Annotated in this window: 18 protein-coding genes, 1 tRNA gene and 1 pseudogene; 10 read left to right on the top strand and 10 right to left on the bottom strand. The window is 71.0% G+C overall.

Annotation, left to right across the window (positions count from 1 at the left end; translation table 11 throughout):
* A complete protein-coding gene (locus tag DEJ18_RS03280) occupies positions 1–387 on the top strand; it encodes a hypothetical protein (protein WP_146241471.1) in 387 nt (128 codons plus the stop codon).
* A 1-nt stretch (position 388) separates the two neighbouring features.
* Entirely contained in the window at positions 389–760 is a 372-nt protein-coding gene (locus DEJ18_RS03275) for a hypothetical protein (RefSeq protein WP_111209533.1), read from the top strand.
* A gap of 40 nt (positions 761–800) precedes the next feature.
* On the opposite strand, the gene DEJ18_RS03270 is transcribed toward DEJ18_RS03275, so the two are convergent.
* Positions 801–872 (bottom strand) — tRNA-Gln (locus tag DEJ18_RS03270).
* Between the two features lie 79 nt (positions 873–951).
* On the opposite strand from DEJ18_RS03270, the gene DEJ18_RS03265 reads away from it, so the two are divergent.
* Positions 952–1,446, top strand: coding sequence for a MarR family winged helix-turn-helix transcriptional regulator (locus DEJ18_RS03265; RefSeq protein WP_111209532.1), 495 nt, complete (start codon positions 952–954; stop codon positions 1,444–1,446).
* 127 nt (positions 1,447–1,573) lie between these two features.
* Here DEJ18_RS03265 and DEJ18_RS03260 read toward each other — a convergent pair whose 3' ends face one another.
* The 9 genes and pseudogenes from DEJ18_RS03260 to DEJ18_RS03225 form a co-directional block, all read right to left on the bottom strand.
* Positions 1,574–2,917: an ABC-F family ATP-binding cassette domain-containing protein gene (locus DEJ18_RS03260; protein WP_502866274.1), complete on the bottom strand. Its 1,344-nt coding sequence runs from the start codon at positions 2,915–2,917 to the stop codon at positions 1,574–1,576.
* A 56-nt stretch (positions 2,918–2,973) separates the two neighbouring features.
* Positions 2,974–3,376 (bottom strand): annotated as a pseudogene (locus tag DEJ18_RS15970) (ATP-binding cassette domain-containing protein); the annotation flags it as partial.
* A 219-nt stretch (positions 3,377–3,595) separates the two neighbouring features.
* Positions 3,596–4,234 (bottom strand): hypothetical protein, encoded by a 639-nt coding sequence (locus tag DEJ18_RS03255; protein WP_146241470.1) that lies wholly within the window; start codon positions 4,232–4,234, stop codon positions 3,596–3,598.
* Positions 4,235–4,297: 63 nt separating this feature from the next.
* The gene (locus DEJ18_RS03250; RefSeq protein WP_181431150.1) at positions 4,298–4,696 is read right to left on the bottom strand and encodes a PLD nuclease N-terminal domain-containing protein; all 399 of its coding nucleotides are present in this window, start codon (positions 4,694–4,696) and stop codon (positions 4,298–4,300) included.
* A gap of 271 nt (positions 4,697–4,967) precedes the next feature.
* On the bottom strand, positions 4,968–6,077 hold the full coding sequence (locus DEJ18_RS03245; protein ID WP_111209528.1) for a type I restriction endonuclease: 1,110 nt from the start codon (positions 6,075–6,077) through the stop codon (positions 4,968–4,970).
* A 117-nt stretch (positions 6,078–6,194) separates the two neighbouring features.
* Positions 6,195–6,632: a molybdenum cofactor biosynthesis protein MoaE gene (locus tag DEJ18_RS03240; protein WP_111081714.1), complete on the bottom strand. Its 438-nt coding sequence runs from the start codon at positions 6,630–6,632 to the stop codon at positions 6,195–6,197.
* Positions 6,629–7,147, bottom strand: coding sequence for a MogA/MoaB family molybdenum cofactor biosynthesis protein (locus tag DEJ18_RS03235; RefSeq protein ID WP_111081715.1), 519 nt, complete (start codon positions 7,145–7,147; stop codon positions 6,629–6,631). The genes DEJ18_RS03240 and DEJ18_RS03235 overlap by 4 nt, the downstream gene beginning before the upstream one ends.
* Positions 7,144–7,614 carry a cyclic pyranopterin monophosphate synthase MoaC gene (gene moaC, locus DEJ18_RS03230; protein WP_111081716.1) on the bottom strand — a complete coding sequence of 157 codons (471 nt, stop codon included), beginning with the start codon at positions 7,612–7,614 and terminating at the stop codon, positions 7,144–7,146. Before moaC ends, DEJ18_RS03235 begins: the two co-directional genes overlap by 4 nt.
* The gene (locus DEJ18_RS03225) at positions 7,611–8,870 is read right to left on the bottom strand and encodes a molybdopterin molybdotransferase MoeA (protein WP_258376835.1); all 1,260 of its coding nucleotides are present in this window, start codon (positions 8,868–8,870) and stop codon (positions 7,611–7,613) included. Before DEJ18_RS03225 ends, moaC begins: the two co-directional genes overlap by 4 nt.
* A 125-nt stretch (positions 8,871–8,995) precedes the next feature.
* On the opposite strand from DEJ18_RS03225, the gene DEJ18_RS03220 reads away from it, so the two are divergent.
* The 7 genes from DEJ18_RS03220 (at position 8,996) to pgm (ending at position 15,317) form a co-directional block, all read left to right on the top strand.
* On the top strand, positions 8,996–9,835 hold the full coding sequence (locus DEJ18_RS03220; protein ID WP_111209526.1) for an MTAP family purine nucleoside phosphorylase: 840 nt from the start codon (positions 8,996–8,998) through the stop codon (positions 9,833–9,835).
* The gene (locus tag DEJ18_RS03215; RefSeq protein ID WP_111209525.1) at positions 9,832–10,902 is read left to right on the top strand and encodes an NAD-dependent epimerase/dehydratase family protein; all 1,071 of its coding nucleotides are present in this window, start codon (positions 9,832–9,834) and stop codon (positions 10,900–10,902) included. Before DEJ18_RS03220 ends, DEJ18_RS03215 begins: the two co-directional genes overlap by 4 nt.
* A gap of 88 nt (positions 10,903–10,990) precedes the next feature.
* Positions 10,991–11,854, top strand: a complete 864-nt coding sequence (locus DEJ18_RS03210) for a glycosyltransferase family 2 protein (RefSeq protein WP_349775055.1) — start codon at positions 10,991–10,993, stop codon at positions 11,852–11,854.
* Positions 11,851–12,519 (top strand): TIGR04282 family arsenosugar biosynthesis glycosyltransferase, encoded by a 669-nt coding sequence (locus tag DEJ18_RS03205; protein WP_111081720.1) that lies wholly within the window; start codon positions 11,851–11,853, stop codon positions 12,517–12,519. Before DEJ18_RS03210 ends, DEJ18_RS03205 begins: the two co-directional genes overlap by 4 nt.
* Positions 12,516–13,184, top strand: coding sequence for a methyltransferase domain-containing protein (locus tag DEJ18_RS03200; protein WP_111081721.1), 669 nt, complete (start codon positions 12,516–12,518; stop codon positions 13,182–13,184). The genes DEJ18_RS03205 and DEJ18_RS03200 overlap by 4 nt, the downstream gene beginning before the upstream one ends.
* Before the next feature lie 120 nt (positions 13,185–13,304).
* The gene (locus DEJ18_RS03195; protein WP_111209523.1) at positions 13,305–13,544 is read left to right on the top strand and encodes a hypothetical protein; all 240 of its coding nucleotides are present in this window, start codon (positions 13,305–13,307) and stop codon (positions 13,542–13,544) included.
* Positions 13,545–13,697: 153 nt separating this feature from the next.
* A complete protein-coding gene (gene pgm, locus DEJ18_RS03190) occupies positions 13,698–15,317 on the top strand; it encodes a phosphoglucomutase (alpha-D-glucose-1,6-bisphosphate-dependent) (RefSeq protein WP_111209522.1) in 1,620 nt (539 codons plus the stop codon).
* Positions 15,318–15,319 lie beyond the last annotated feature (2 nt).

Below are 15,319 nucleotides of genomic sequence, written 5' to 3'. Positions count from 1 at the left end.
ATGGAAGACGACCGATTCGATTCCGTGTTCCGGTGCGAACTGGAGTCGAGAGTCGAACTCCCCAACGGACACCACGCTCTCATCGTCAGTTGTGACCCACCAGCGCTCGGACAGGACCTCGGCCATCCCCAGGGGATCACTCGGCTCCTCCTCTGGAGCCGTTTCGAGGGCGACGACTTGTGGACCTTCCCGACCTTCCCGCAGTTCGTGCAGATCTGCCTCCCTGACGTTGTCGTCCCGCCCACGAGCATGCCGGCCAGCATTGCGTGGGGCGAGCTCTATGCAACCGAGGCGGACGGGACGGTGCAGTCCATGACCGAGCGCCCGCACATACCGACCCCGTGTCGGACCGGCGGAGACGTCGACGGCGTCGATCGAGAGTCCTGACATGCACGACGTCTTCTTCCTCTCGTCCATGGACAGCAAGCGGTTCTCGTCCGTCTTCCGGTGCGAGGTGGAACGACCGATCGAGCTCCCGAACGGTCACCATGCGCTGATGGTCAGCTGCGATCCGCCGGTGAACGGTCAGGAGCTCGGTCACCTGCTCGGCATCGGGGAGTTGCTGCTCTGGAGTCGGTTCGAGGACGAAGACCTCTGGACCTTCCCCGCCTTCCCGCACTTCGTGCAGATCTGTCTGCCTGACGTGGATCTGCGAGCTGATGCCTTGCCCGCGAGCCCCGCATGGGGCGAGATCTACAAGACCAAGGCAGACGCGCACGCGCATGAGATGAGCGCTCGCCCGCGCTCCTCGGCGGAGTGATCGAGTTGCTCGGCAAACGCCATCCGGTGAAGGCCGATCGCTCCGCCTCCAGGATTCGAACCCGGACCTAACGGCACCAAAGGCCGTCGTGCTGCCATTACACCAAGGCGGAACGCTCCCGGAGGAGCCCGACCATCCTCCCATGTGCCCGGCACTGGTCGTGCGCTGCCGATCCACGCCATGATGGACGGATGCCGCCAGAGGACGAGGTCGACCGGATCGTCGCGGCGTGGGGCCGAGAACGCCCTGATCTGGACTTCGCGCCGCTCGACGTGCTGTCGCGGGTGGACCGGCTCGCCCGGCACCTGGACCGCGCCCGACGTCAGGCGTTCGAGGCGGGCGGGATGGAGCCGTGGGAGTTCGACGTCCTGTCGGCACTCCGGCGCGCGGGTGAGCCGTACGAGCTGAGCCCGAAGGTGCTGCTCCAGCAGACCCTTGTGACGAGCGGCACGATGACGAACCGGGTGGACCGCCTCGCCGCGCGCGGGCTCGTCGCTCGCCGGACGGATCCGCGTGACGGCCGGGGCATCCTCGTGTCCCTGACGGTGGCCGGCCGGGCTGCGGTCGATGCTGCGATCGCAGACCTGCTCCGGGCCGAGCGCGCCATCCTGGCCGGGGTGTCCGACGACGAGCAGGGGCAGCTCGCGGGGCTGCTGCGGCGCCTCATCCTCGGCCTCGGCGACTAGCACCCGCCGGCCTGCGTTCGACGGCCGCTCGATCGCGCCCCACTCCGGTCATCGGGCCCCGCCCCGACAGGGCGCGACGTCACCGGCAGGGTGCAACGCGGCCACGTCTCGCCGACGCCGTGCCGCGCTACACCCCGAGCTGCTCCGCCACCTCGAGCCACCGCTCCTCGAGCTGCTCCACCTCGGCGTCGAGGTCGGCGAGCCGCCCCTGCAGCGCTCCGAGCCCCTCGTAGTCGGACTGGTCGTGCGTCGCGAACGAGTCGAGCAGTTTCTTCCGGTCGTCCCCGAGCTTGGCGATCCGGCGGTCGAGGGCTGACATCTCCTTCTCGACCGTGCGGCGCTCGGAGCCGGACAGGGTCGGCGCAGCCGCCGGAGCCGAACCGGACCCCGCTGCCGGACGCAGCCCCGAGGCGGCGGCGACCGCGGACGCACCGGCGGTGTCGGGCCTCCCGGCCGATGCGGCAGCAGCCGCCGACGCCGTCGTGCCACCGCTGCCGGAGGCGTGCAGGCGCATGTACTCGTCGACGCCGCCGGGCAGGTGGCGCAGGTGCCCGCCGAGGACGGCGTACTGCTGGTCGGTGACGCGCTCGAGCAGGTACCGGTCGTGGCTCACGACGAGGAGCGTGCCGGGCCAGGTGTCGAGCAGGTCCTCCATGGCGGCGAGCATGTCGGTGTCGAGGTCGTTCGTCGGCTCGTCGAGGATGAGGACGTTCGGCTCGTCGAGCAGGATGAGCATGAGCTGCAGGCGGCGCTTCTGCCCACCGGACAGGTCCTTGACCGGGGTCGACAGCTGCTCCGAGGTGAAGCCGAGCCGCTCGAGCAGCTGCGACGGCGTCATCTCCTTGCCGTCGGCGACGTAGCTCGTCTTCTTGCGGGCGACGACCTCGCGGACGCGGTCCTCGGCGTACTGCTGGAGGTCGGCGAGCTGCTGGTCGAGGACCGCGATCTGCACCGTCTTACCGGTCTTCACCCGGCCCGAGGTCGGCTGGAGCTTGCCGGAGACCAGGTTGAGCAGCGTCGACTTGCCGGCGCCGTTCGGGCCGAGGATGCCGGTCCGCTCCCCCGGGGCGATGCGCCACTCGACGCCCTCGATGATCATCGTGCCGTCGAAGGACACGCCCGCGTCGATGAGGTCGACGACGTCCTTGCCCAGGCGAGCCGTCGCCATCTGGGACAGCGCGACCGTGTCGCGGATCGGCGGCACGTCGTCGATGAGCGCGTTGGCCGCGTCGATGCGGAACTTCGGCTTGCTCGTCCGCGCCGGTGCACCCCGCCGGAGCCACGCGAGCTCCTTGCGGGCCAGGTTCTGCCGGCGCTGCTCGCTCGACGCTGCCTGCCGGTCACGTTCGACGCGCTGCAGGATGTACGCCGCGTAGCCGCCCTCGAACGGCTCGACGACGCCGTCGTGCACCTCCCACGTGTCGGTCGACACCGCGTCGAGGAACCACCGGTCGTGGGTGACGACGACCATGCCGCCCTGGTTCGACGACCAGCGGCGGTTGATGTGCTCGGCGAGCCACTGGATGCCCTCGACGTCCAGGTGGTTCGTCGGCTCGTCGAGGAACAGCACGTCCCAGTCGCCGACCAACAGGCGCGCCAACGCCACCCGCCGACGCTGACCACCGGACAGTTCGTCGACCGTCTCGTCCCACGGGATGTCCGACACGAGGCCGCCGATGACGTCGCGGATCTTCGGGTCGCCCGCCCACTCGTGCTCGGCGAGGTCGCCGACGACGACCTGCCCGACGGTCATGCCCTCGGGCAGGACGTCACGCTGGTCGAGGTACCCGATCGTGACCCCGCGGCGGTGCGTCACCCGCCCGGAGTCCGGTTCGAGTCGCTGCGCCAGGAGGGCGAGCAGCGTCGACTTGCCGTCGCCGTTGCGCCCGACGACGCCGATCCGGTCGCCCTCGTCGAGGCCGATGGTCACGCTGTCGAAGACGACACGGGTGGGGAACTCGAGATGCACGTTCTCGGCGCCGAGGAGATGAGCCACCTGACCAGGGTAGGCGGGCGCGGGGGCGCTCTGCGCCAGGGCGGAGCGGAGGCGACTCGCGACCGCCCGCGAACCGTGCGGCCACCTCGGTCCCCGCAAGGCGACTGCGGCTCCTGCTGCCCGGCTCCCCTGGCGCACCCGCACCGACCCGGGTCAGTCGGGCTCGGTCACGTCGATCAGTGCTCGCCATCGCGCCCGCTGACGGACAGACAGCATGAACACCACCAGGAACAGCAGCACACCGCCGGTCTGCATCCAACGGAAGAACTCGAACGGTGACGCGATCGCCTGGCCACCAGCGAAGGGGACCCAGCCCGCGAGGAACCAGATCGTCCATTCCGTCTGCCGCAGGCGCAGCGCCGCCAGCCGCCGGAGGACCGGTGCTCGTCCAGGCTCTGGCGGAGCCGCACTCCTGAGTTTCCGTTCGATCGAACGACGATCTCGCCACGGGATGCCGGACAGAGGATCTGACCACAGCTCGGCGAAGCGGCCCTTCCGCAGCACTTGCACGACACCGACGACCCACAGAGCGACGCCTGTCAGTGACATCAGGACGCCGAAGACTGTCGCGGCGTCGGATCGTCGGTCGCGCGACGAGTCCAGCCAGGACGTCTCCTCAGATCGGGTCGTCCCGATGACCAGACCGACAACGAGCGCGAGCACCGTCGTCATCGCGACGATGGCGAAACGCTTGCGACGAGCGCGTCGCTGCGCGGCGACCTGGGTGGGCAGTCCCCGTGTCCGGGCATCGATGAGGTCCCAGTGCCGGTCCAGCGGGTCGATGACCGGCACGTCGGACCAGGGGCGGGAGTCGGGCATGCGATCAGTCTGGCAGCGCGCGCCGGGAGGCCCGGTTCAGCTCGCGGGGGTCGGGTCACCCTCGCCAGCGGCTTCCTTCGCCCGCTTCAGGCGCGCCTGCGCTTCCCAGTACTCGATCTCACGCTCGAGCTCGGCGAGTTCCTGCTCCGTGCTCGAGACCCGCTTGTCCCCGTGTGCGGCCTTCGCGGCGCCGAGCGTGGCGTACCCGTCCTCGTGCCGCTTCGGCTCGAGGTAGCGGCCGTGGTTCCGAGACCCTGCGCTCCAGTCGTGTCCGATCGCGAACCACACGATGCTGCCGACGAACGGCAACAGGATCACGAGGATGATCCAGGCGACCTTCGGCAGGCCCCGGACCTCGCTGTCGGGGCGCGTGATGATGTCGATCAGGGCGAACACGAGCAGGACGACGCTCACGCCGGACAGCAGGATTCCCATGGTCCGGATACTAGGGAGTCTCGAGGTGGTGGCGCTACGCCCGTGTTCGTGGGTCGGTGGCGCAGCCACGGACATGGCCCGAGCTCGCCCGCGGGCCCGTCTCCTTCGCGAAAGCGACAGATGGAAGCGCGATCCTCGTGCTCATCTGTCGCTTTGGCGCCGGATCAAGCGTGACACCACGGTGGGACCGACGTCGCCACGACCTCCGGTCGTTCAGATCCGTCGTCGGAACGTTGGTCGGCCTGGAAGACCAACGCGGGCGCTCGTCCTCTCAAACCGATGCCTGCGCCTCGTAGCGCGAGACCGAATCACGGATCTCCGACGCGTGACTGTAGATGTCCTCGAGGTTGTCCAGCGGGTGCTTCGTCTCGACCTTGTTCTCGTCGAAGAGGCCGAGGTACTTCTGCTTCTTGCCGTTGAACCACAACCGCGCGATCGGCTTCCGGTTGTTGTCGTCGAGCAGGATCGCGAAGTAGGACTTTGAGTCCCGATGGGCGACGCGGTAGGGCTTCACTTCGCTGCATGCGATCGCCTTGACGATCTGGTAGCCGTCGAGCTCCTCCTGCGTGGTGACGATTCCACTATCGCCCTCGAGGTTCTCCTCAACAGCCCCCTCGCTCTCCACGACGGCAGCCGGCGCCTCCATCCGGCTGCTGCCGATGAAGGATGACCCAAGAGCCGTCTTGAGCCGGTCGTTCACCTGCTCGTTCAGGAATTGCTTGATGGCCTTGGCCACGAGCGGGTTGAACTGTTCCCTGACCTTCTGGGTGTAGGAGCCGTCGTAGACCTTCGTCGTCAGGAACTTCACGAATTCATCGGACGGTTCGCGGAGTTGTCCGCCGAGCGCCCGCTTGAGCGCTCCGACGTACTTGAGCTCCTCAGCAGCACTGATCACTGAGTCGAGGTCGAAGTTCTCTTTGCTCAACTTCTGAAGCTCCGCGAGAAGCGTCTCGTCGATGTCACCCAAGTCAAGGACGAGGAAGGGCTTGTCGTCCATCTTGTTCGGAGCGTCGAGGTCGGTGTAGAAGTTGTAGACCTCGCCGTTGGTCAGTACTGCGATCCTGGCGTTCGTGACGGAGAAGTACCGGAACAGCTGCGACGCATGCTCGACCTTCAGCGGCTCGGCCGACTTCTTGCACTCAATGAGGATCTGCACCTCTCCATCGCGCATGATCGCGTAGTCGACTTTCTCACCGCGCTTCACGCCGACGTCCGCGGTGAACTCGGGCACCACCTCGAGCGGGTTGAAGACGTCGTACCCGAGGATCGTCGAGATGAACGGCATCACGAAAGCGTTCTTCGTCGCTTCCTCGGTCTGGATCGCTTCACGCTGGTTCTGCACCTTCGTGGCGAGTGCGGCGAGCCGCTCTTCGAACTCCATCGTTTCCCCTTTGCTGATGAAGAAACGCTAATGGAGCCGACCTCAGCTACGAGGCATTCACTGTCACCAGTTCGGGGGACTTACACGGTGAGTGATCTGCGTCGAGCTCTTCCTTCGTCAGAGCGCCGCCACCCACTCGTCCGACCCGTCGGTGAACCGCTGGTGCTTCCAGATCGGCACCCGCTCCTTGACGAGGTCGACGAGGGCCCCACACGCAGCGAACGCCTCGGCGCGGTGCCCGGACGCCACCGCCGCCGCGAGCGCCACGTCCCCGATGCCGAGCGCACCGACGCGGTGCAGCACGGCGATGCGGACCTCCGGGTGCTGCTCGGCGATCGTCCGGGCGACTTCCGCCATGACCTCCCCGGCGCTCGGGTGCCGTTCGTAGTCGAGCGCGGTGACGCCCTTCCCACCGTCGTGGTCGCGGACGACCCCGGCGAAGGTGACGACCGCGCCCTCGTGGTCGGAGGCGACGACGCGGGAGACCTCGTCCACGGCGATGGCCCGGTCGACGACGTCCGCGACGACGACGCGGTCCGCGGCTCCGGCGCTCACGATGCGCTCCGGGGAGCGTGGCCGTCGCCGTGCAGTTGGGCGAGCAGGTGGTCGAGCAGCCCGTCGAGCACGGCCAGGCCGTCCGCGACTCCGCCGCGTGATCCGGGCAGCGTGACGACGAACGTGCCGCCGCCGATGATGCCGGCGACGCCCCGACTGAGCAGCGCGGTCGGTCCGGCTCCGGACAGTCCGCGTCGGCGGATCTCCTCGACGATGCCGGGGAGTTCGAGGTCGAGCAGGGGTGCGACGGCCTCGGGCGTGCGATCGGTCGGTGTGACACCGGTGCCGCCCGTGGTGATGACGACGCGTGCGCCGCCCGTGACGGCCGCGGCGAGCGTGTCGGCGACGGGACCACGGTCGGCGACGATGACCGGTTCACCGACGTCGAACGCCCGCTCACGCAGCCAGTCGGCGATGACGGGCCCGGTGCGGTCGAGGGCAGGGTCCGCTGCGGCCGAGGTCGAGACCACGACGACGGAGGCGCGCCCCCGGTCCGGGACGCCGGAGCCGCTCATCGTGCGCTCCAGTCGCCGGAACGTCCGCCGTGCTTCTCGAGCACGCGGACGTCGGTGATCGACGCCGTCTTGTCGACCGCCTTCACCATGTCGTAGACGGTGAGCGCGGCGACGCTCGCGCCGGTGAGGGCTTCCATCTCGACGCCGGTGCGGGAGGTGGTGCGCACGGAGACCTCGATGACGACGCGGTCGTCCGCGCCGGAGATGTCGACCTCGACCCCGGCGATCGGCAGCGGGTGGCAGAGCGGGATGAGGTCGGAGGTCTTCTTGACCGCCATGATCGCGGCGATGCGGGCAGTGCCGATGACCTCGCCCTTGGGCAGCGAGCCGTCGAGGATGCGTTCGACGACGTCGGGGCGGGTGACGAGCGTGGCGGTGGCGGTCGCGGACCGCGCGGTGACGTCCTTGTCGGAGACGTCGACCATGTGCGCGCTGCCGTCGGCGCGGACGTGGGACAGGTCGGTCATCGGATGCTCCAGACGGTCAGGGGGTCGCCCGGCTCGACGCTGGTGGTGCCGACGGGGACGTGGACGAGGTGGGTGGCTTCGGCGTAGTGCCAGAGCAGGTGCGAACTCGGCCCACCGACGAAGTGGACGCGGCCGTCGACGACGGTCCCGCGACGGACCTGGTGCTTGGCCGCCGGCGACGACGCGGACTCGGCGGCCGGCAGGTCCACGGTCGGGCGGTGCTCCGGCAGCCCGACGGCAGGGGCGAGGACCGGGCGGAGGAACACCTCGAACGAGACGAGTGCCGAGACCGGGTTGCCGGGGAAGGCGACCACCGGCACCGATCGTCCCGCGACCTGCACGGTGCCGAGCGCCTGCGGCCCGCCCGGCTGCATCGCGACCGAGGTCACGACGAGTCCGCGGGGTTCGAGGGCCTGCCGGACGACCTCGTACGCCCCCGCGCTGATCCCCCCGGTGGTGAGCACGAGATCCGCCCAGTCCCCCACGGCGTCGTCGAGGGCGCCGAGGAACCGGTCGGGGTCATCGGGGACCCGGACCCGCCGCGTGTCGACACCGACCTCGGCGAGCGCGGCGGACAGCGCCACCCCGTTCGCATCGCCGATGGCGGCACCGGCGCTGAGGTCGGCGTCGGCCGTCGAGCCGGGATCGAGCAGCTCGCTGCCGGTCGACACGACGAGCACCCGCGGGCGCCGCAGGACGTCGACGGTCGTGACCCCGGCACCGGCGAGCGCCCCGAGTACGGCCGGCGTGAGGGGTTGCCCGGCCCGGGCGATCGGAGCTCCCGCGGCCAGGTCGGAGCCGGCGACACGCACGAAGGACCCGGGCACGAGGTCGATCGGTACCGGCACGTGGTCGGACCCGAGCGCGGCGGGGAATGACCCGGCTGGCGTGGACTCGACCGGGAAGACGGCGTCCGCTCCCACCGGGATCCGCGCTCCGGTCATGATCGGGGCCGCGGTGCCCGACTCGAGCGGTGGGGGCACGACGCCGGCCGGGATCGGTGCGCTCACGCGGACGATCGCTCCGGCGTCGGCAGCGCGCACGGCGAACCCGTCCATCTGGCTGTTGTCGAAGGCCGGCAGGGGCGTCGGCGCGAGCACGGTGGTGGCGAGGACGCGGTACCCGTGGCCGGCTGCGGACCCGGCGGCCAGCGCGACGACCGATGACGACTCGACCGTCCCCGGCGACACCGCAGTCGGCAGGGCCGGACCCACGAGCGCCCGGACCGCGTCCCGGTGCTGACCGATCGTTCGCACGCGCGCCTCCGAATGATCCTGACGTGGCGCCGACGGGGACGACGGCACCGCGCGCGGGCCGTTCCTGGCCCGCATCTGTAGCGTAACGACGGCGCCGACCAGCGCCGAGGACGACCGGAGGACCTGTGGACAACGAGAAGACGACGACGATCGGTGTGATCGGCGGCTCGGGCCTGTACGAACTGTTCGAACCCGGCACCGCGGACGAGGTGGACGTGCCGACGCCGTTCGGACCGACCTCGAGTCCGATCAGCATCGGCACGATGTCCGGCCGTCGTGTCGCCTTCCTCACCCGCCACGGCCGGGCACACTCGGTTGCGCCCCACCGCATCGAGCACCGCGCGAACCTCTGGGCGCTGCGCTCCCTGGGCGTCCGCGCCGTCGTCTCGTCGAGTGCCGTCGGTGGCCTGCACCCGGACTACGCCCCCGGCACCTTCGTGGTGACGGACCAGCTCATCGACCGGACCTGGGGCCGCGCCGACACCTACTTCGAGGACGAGGTGCAGCACCTCTCCTTCGCCGACCCGTTCGACCCGGTGCTCCGTCGTGCGGCGATCGACGCCGTCGCGGCGCTCGACGTGCCCTTCCGTCCGACCGGCACGTGCGTCGTCATCCAGGGCCCGCGGTTCTCGAGCCGCGCCGAGTCGGTGTGGATGCGTGAGGCCGGTGGCCACACGATCAACATGACGATGACCCCCGAGGTCCCGCTCGCCGCGGAGCTCGGCATCGGCACGGTGAACCTGTCCTTCGTGACCGACGCCGATGCCGGCCTGGCCCCGGTCGCCGACGACACGAGCTCCGAGGCCCCGGTCACCCACCAGGCCGTCATGGACCGCCTGGCCCGAGCCAACGAGGTCATCGTCCGCGCCATCGGCTCGATCGTCGCCGCCGTCCCCGACTGCTACACCCCGCGCGAACTCGTCCCGGCGAGTGCCTCCGCCCGCGTGATGGAGCTCCGGCCGTGACCCGGCTGCTCGTCACCGGCGGCGCGGGCTTCATCGGCTCGACGATCGTCCGCCAGGCCCTGGCCGCCGGGCACGAGGTGCGCGTCCTCGACTCCCTGCGCACCGACGTGCACGGGGACCCCGACGCCGTCGTGACCGCACACCGCACCGCGGGCATCGAGCTCGTGCACGGCGACGTCCGCGACCGGGTCGCCCTCGACGCCGCGCTGCACGACGTCGACGTGGTGTGCCACCAGGCCGCGAAGGTCGGCCTCGGCGTCGACTTCCAGGACGCCCCCGACTACGTCTCGAGCAACGACGCCGGCACCGCGCACGTGCTCGCCGCGATGGACCGGATGGACATCGGCCGACTCGTGGTCGCGAGTTCGATGGTCGTCTACGGTGAGGGTGCGTACAGCACCGCCGACGGTGAGCCGATGCGCCCGCCGGCCCGCCGCCGCGAGGACCTCGACGCCGGCCGCTTCGACCCGATCGACCCCGACGGCCGTCCGCTCCTGCCGGGGCTCATCGACGAGTCCGCCGCCCTCGACCCGCGGAACGTCTACGCGCAGACGAAGGTGGCACAGGAGCAGCTCGCCTCGTCGTGGTCGCGTGCCACCGGCGGCCGGTCCGTCGCGCTCCGCTACCACAACGTGTACGGCCCCGGCATGCCCGCGAACACGCCGTACGCCGGGGTCGCGTCCCTGTTCCGCTCGGCGTTGGCGCGGGGCGAGGCACCGCGGGTCTTCGAGGACGGGGCACAGCGCCGCGACTTCGTGCACGTCGACGACGTCGCCGGTGCGAACCTGGCGGCGATCGACGCGACCGGGACCGCTCCGGCCGAGTCGTTCCGCGCGTTCAACGTCGGGTCCGGCACGGTGCACACGATCGGTGAGATGGCCGCGGCGATCGCGGGGCCGGACGGTCCGCAGCCGGTGGTGACGGGTGAGTACCGTCTCGGCGACGTCCGCCACGTCACGGCGTCCTCGGCGCGCATCGCCGACGAGCTGGGCTGGCGTGCGCAGGTGGACTTCACGCGCGGGATGCGGGAGTTCGCGACCGCGCCGCTCCGGGCGGCCGTGCGCTAGCGCCGCCACGCCGCACGCCGTCGCAGGACGGCCGTCGGGGGACGCGCTCCCCGTCCCCCGACAGCCGGGATCGTGTTTGCTCGTGTGCATGACGCAACAGCCCGCCGCCGACCCCGACGCCGGTCCGCACCCCGAGGACGACAGCGCGACCAGTCGATCCGACGGAGGGCACCGAATGGTCTCCATGAGCGTCGACGTGATCCTCCCCTGCCTCGACGAGGCGGACGCACTGCCGTCCGTCATCGGCCGTCTGCCCGAGGGCTACCGGGCCATCGTCGTCGACAACGGTTCGACCGACGGGTCCGCCGACGTCGCCCGCGCGCACGGGGCCCTCGTCGTGACGGAGCCGGTCCGCGGGTTCGGGTCCGCCTGTGCGGCCGGTGTCGCCGCAGCGACCGCCGACTACGTCGCCTTCTGCGACGCCGACGCGTCGATGGACCCCGCCGAGCTCCCCGCCCTCGTCCAGCGCGTCGCCGACGGCCGGGTCGACCTGGCCCTCGGCCGCCGCGTGCCGACCAGCCGTGGCGCCTGGGCGCCGCACGCCCGCTTCGCGAACCGCGTGCTCGCCGTCCTCATGCGCCGCGCGACCGGGTACCGCCTCCACGACCTCGGCCCGATGCGGGTCATGCACCGAGAGGACCTCGTCGCGCTCGACCTCCGCGACCGCCGCAGCGGCTACCCGCTCGAGATGGTCCTCGCCGCGCACGCCGCCGGCTGGCGCGTCGACGAGTCGGACATCGGCTACGCGCAGCGCATCGGCGACAGCAAGGTCACCGGCACGCTCCGCGGCACGGTCAACGCCGTCAAGGACATGTCGCGTCTGCTCCGCGAGTACCGCCGGGAGGCCCGGAACCGCCCCGCCGCGCCCGTGTCCGTCCGCCAGCGGGTCGCCACTGCACAGACCGCCGAGCAGACCACCGCCGAGCAGGTCGCTGCCGAGGCGCGCTCATGACCGCCGAGCACGGCACCGACGCGCCCACGACCGGCATCACCGTCGCCGTCGTCGCGAAGGAGTGCCTGCCCGGCAAGGTGAAGACCCGTCTCACCCCGGCGCTCACCCCCGAGGGTGCCGCCCGGGTCGCCGCAGCGAGCCTGGCCGACACGCTCGCCACCGTGCACGCGCTGCCGGCCGCCCGCCGGGTCCTGTTCTTCGACGGCGACGTCCTGCCCGACGGCGCCGAGGGCTTCGACGTCCTGCACCAGCCCGGCGGCGGACTCGACGAGCGCCTCGGGTTCCTGTTCGACACCGTGGACGGTCCGCTCCTCCTGGTCGGCATGGACACCCCGCAGGTCTCCGCCGCCTCGCTCGCCCCGGTGTTCGACGGGCCCGAGCGGGACGCCTGGTTCGGCCCGGCCGAGGACGGCGGCTTCTGGTCCCTGTACCTGCGCGAGCCGACCGGTGACCTGCTGCGCGGTGTGCCGATGTCGCAGGACGACACCGGGGCCGTGCAGCTGGCACGGTTGCGGTCCGCGGGACTCGACACGGGCCTCCTGGCCGAGCTGCTCGACGTCGACACGGTGCCCGATGCGGAGCGCGTCGCGGCACTCGCACCCACCACGCGGTTCGCCGCGGCTCTGGCCGCCGAGTCCGCCACCACCTCCGGAGGTGTCCGATGACCGACACGACCAGCACCACGCAGGCCTTCGGAGCCGGCGGCGACGAGCCGTACGCCCGAGCGCTGCGGTCCGACGGCCGCCTCCGTCTCACCGACCCCGACCGTCCGGACGAGGTCGTCACGATGGACGTCGGCCGGTGGAGCGCCGCCGCGGACCGGGTCGACGTGTCGTTGCTCGAGGGGGCCGACGGTCCGGTGATCGACCTCGGCTGCGGGCCCGGTCGGATGCTCGTCGCCGCGCTGCGGATGGGTCTGCCGGCCCTCGGTGTGGACGTCTCGGCCGAGGCCGTCGAGATCGCCCGACGCTCCGGCGGCCGGGCCGTCCAGGGCTCGGTGTTCGACCCGGTGCCGGACGAGGGGCACTGGGACACCGCGCTCGTCATCGACGGCAACATCGGCATCGGTGGCGATCCGGTGGCCCTGCTCGCCCGTGCGGCCGAGATCGTCCGGGTGGGCGGCCGTGTGGTCGTCGAGACCAACCGCGACGCCGACGCCGACCGCACCTACGTCGCCACGGTGACGGACGCCGACGGACACGCGAGCTCGGCGTTCCCCTGGGCCGAGGTCGGCCTGCGGGCACTCCGTGCGCACGCGGCCGCGGCGGGCCTGACCGTGCGCCAGAGCTGGACGGACAGCGGACGGCACTTCTGCGAGCTCGTCACCTGAGCCATCCTTCTTTTGCATGATGCAAGAGAAGGACGTAGACTGGTGTCCAGCAGTCGATGGTGTCGCGGACCCGTCGGCTCGACGGTCGCGACGCCTCGACACGACAGCGAGGAGAGCACCATGAGCACCTTCCCCCTCGGCGGGACCTTCGTGAGCGGGCTCCGGCAGCGCGACGAGCACGGCACGTACACCTCCACCACGGACGGCTCCGACACGATCGGGACCTACACGGGCGTCCGCGCGGACCGCATCGGTCGCTTCGTCGACACGCAGTTCCGTCACCCCCGCACCGCCACGGCGAGCACCCGGACGGTCACCGGCTCGGTCCGCACGGCGACCGGGTCCTTCCGCACCGCCTGACCCCTCCCTCCCCCAGACCGCGAGCGGTCGCACTCCCTGACGCCCCCCTTCGTCCGGGATGGCGGCCGCTCGCTCCTCGTCCGGCAGGCGACCGTTCAGCTCGTCCACCGACGACCCTGAACGCGTCCACCCGCCGGATGCCAGGATGGGTCCATGAACGACCGTGCCGGCACCCCAGCGACCGCAGACGACCTCGTCGACCTCGACGCCCTCGTCGCCGCGTACTACGACCGGGTCCCCGACGTGACGAACCCCGAGCAGAAGGTCGTCTTCGGCACCTCCGGCCACCGGGGGTCCTCGCTCGACACCGCGTTCAACGACACGCACATCGCCGCCATCACGCAGGCGATCGTCGAGTACCGCACCGCGCAGGGCACCGACGGCCCGCTCTTCATCGGCCGCGACACCCACGCCCTCTCCGGCCCCGCCGAGCGCACCGCACTCGAGGTCCTGGCGGCCAACGGCGTGCACGTCCTCGCCGACGCCGACAACGGCTACGTCCCGACGCCGGCCCTGAGCCACGCGATCATCGCCTACAACACCGCCGGGCACGACGACACCGCAGACGGCATCGTCATCACGCCGAGCCACAACCCGCCCCGCGACGGCGGCTTCAAGTACAACCCGCCGCACGGTGGGCCCGCCGACAGCGACGCGACGACGTGGATCGCCGACCGGGCGAACGCGATCATCGCCGGTGGCAACGCCGAGGTGCAGCGCGCCGAGCACGCCACGCACGACGGCTACGACTTCCTGCACAACTACGTCGCCGACCTCGAGAACATCATCGACATCGACGCGATCAAGCGCGCCGGGGTGAAGATCGGTGCCGACCCGCTGGGCGGCGCGTCGCTGCCCTACTGGAACCTCATCCGAGACCACTACGGCCTCGACCTCACCGTGGTGAACCCCGACGTCGACCCGACCTGGTCGTTCATGACGCTCGACTGGGACGGCAAGATCCGGATGGACCCGTCGAGCCCGTCCGCGATGGCCTCGGTCGTCGCCCGCAAGGACGACTTCGACGTCCTGACCGGCAACGACGCCGACTCCGACCGGCACGGCATCGTCACGCCCGACGGCGGCCTGATGAACCCGAACCACTACCTCGCCGTCGCGATCGAGTACCTGTACGCGCACCGTCCGCAGTGGCGCGAGGACGCGGCGATCGGCAAGACCCTGGTGTCGTCGAGCATCATCGACCGCGTCGCGGAGTCCCTCGGCCGCCGCCTGTGGGAGGTCCCGGTCGGCTTCAAGTGGTTCGTCCCCGGCCTGATCGACGGCTCGGTGGCCTTCGGTGGCGAGGAGTCCGCGGGCGCCTCGTTCCTCCGCAAGGACGGCACGGCGTGGACGACCGACAAGGACGGCATCATCCTGGCGCTCCTGGCGTCCGAGATCATCGCCGTCACGGGCAAGACCCCCTCGCAGCTGTACGCCGAGCTGACCGAGCGCTTCGGTGCCCCGGTCTACCAGCGCGTCGACGCAGCAGCGAGCAAGGAGCAGAAGGCCCGCCTGTCGAAGCTCGACGGCGACGCCATCACCGCCGAGACCCTGGCAGGCGACCCGATCACCGCGAAGCTGTCGAAGGCCCCGGGCAACGAGGCGGCGGTCGGCGGCGTCAAGGTCGTCACCGACCGGGCCTGGTTCGCCGCCCGACCGTCCGGCACCGAGGACGTCTACAAGATCTACGCCGAGAGCTTCGTCGGGCAGGAGCACCTCGAGCAGGTGCAGCGCGAGGCCAAGGAGATCGTCGACGCCGCACTGGGGGCCTGACA

Origin of the sequence: Curtobacterium sp. MCSS17_015, assembly GCF_003234265.2 — a bacterium.
Classification (GTDB): Bacteria; Actinomycetota; Actinomycetes; order Actinomycetales; family Microbacteriaceae; genus Curtobacterium.
Note: the sequence above shows the minus strand (reverse complement) of the source record. Positions and strands in the feature narration are given on the sequence as shown.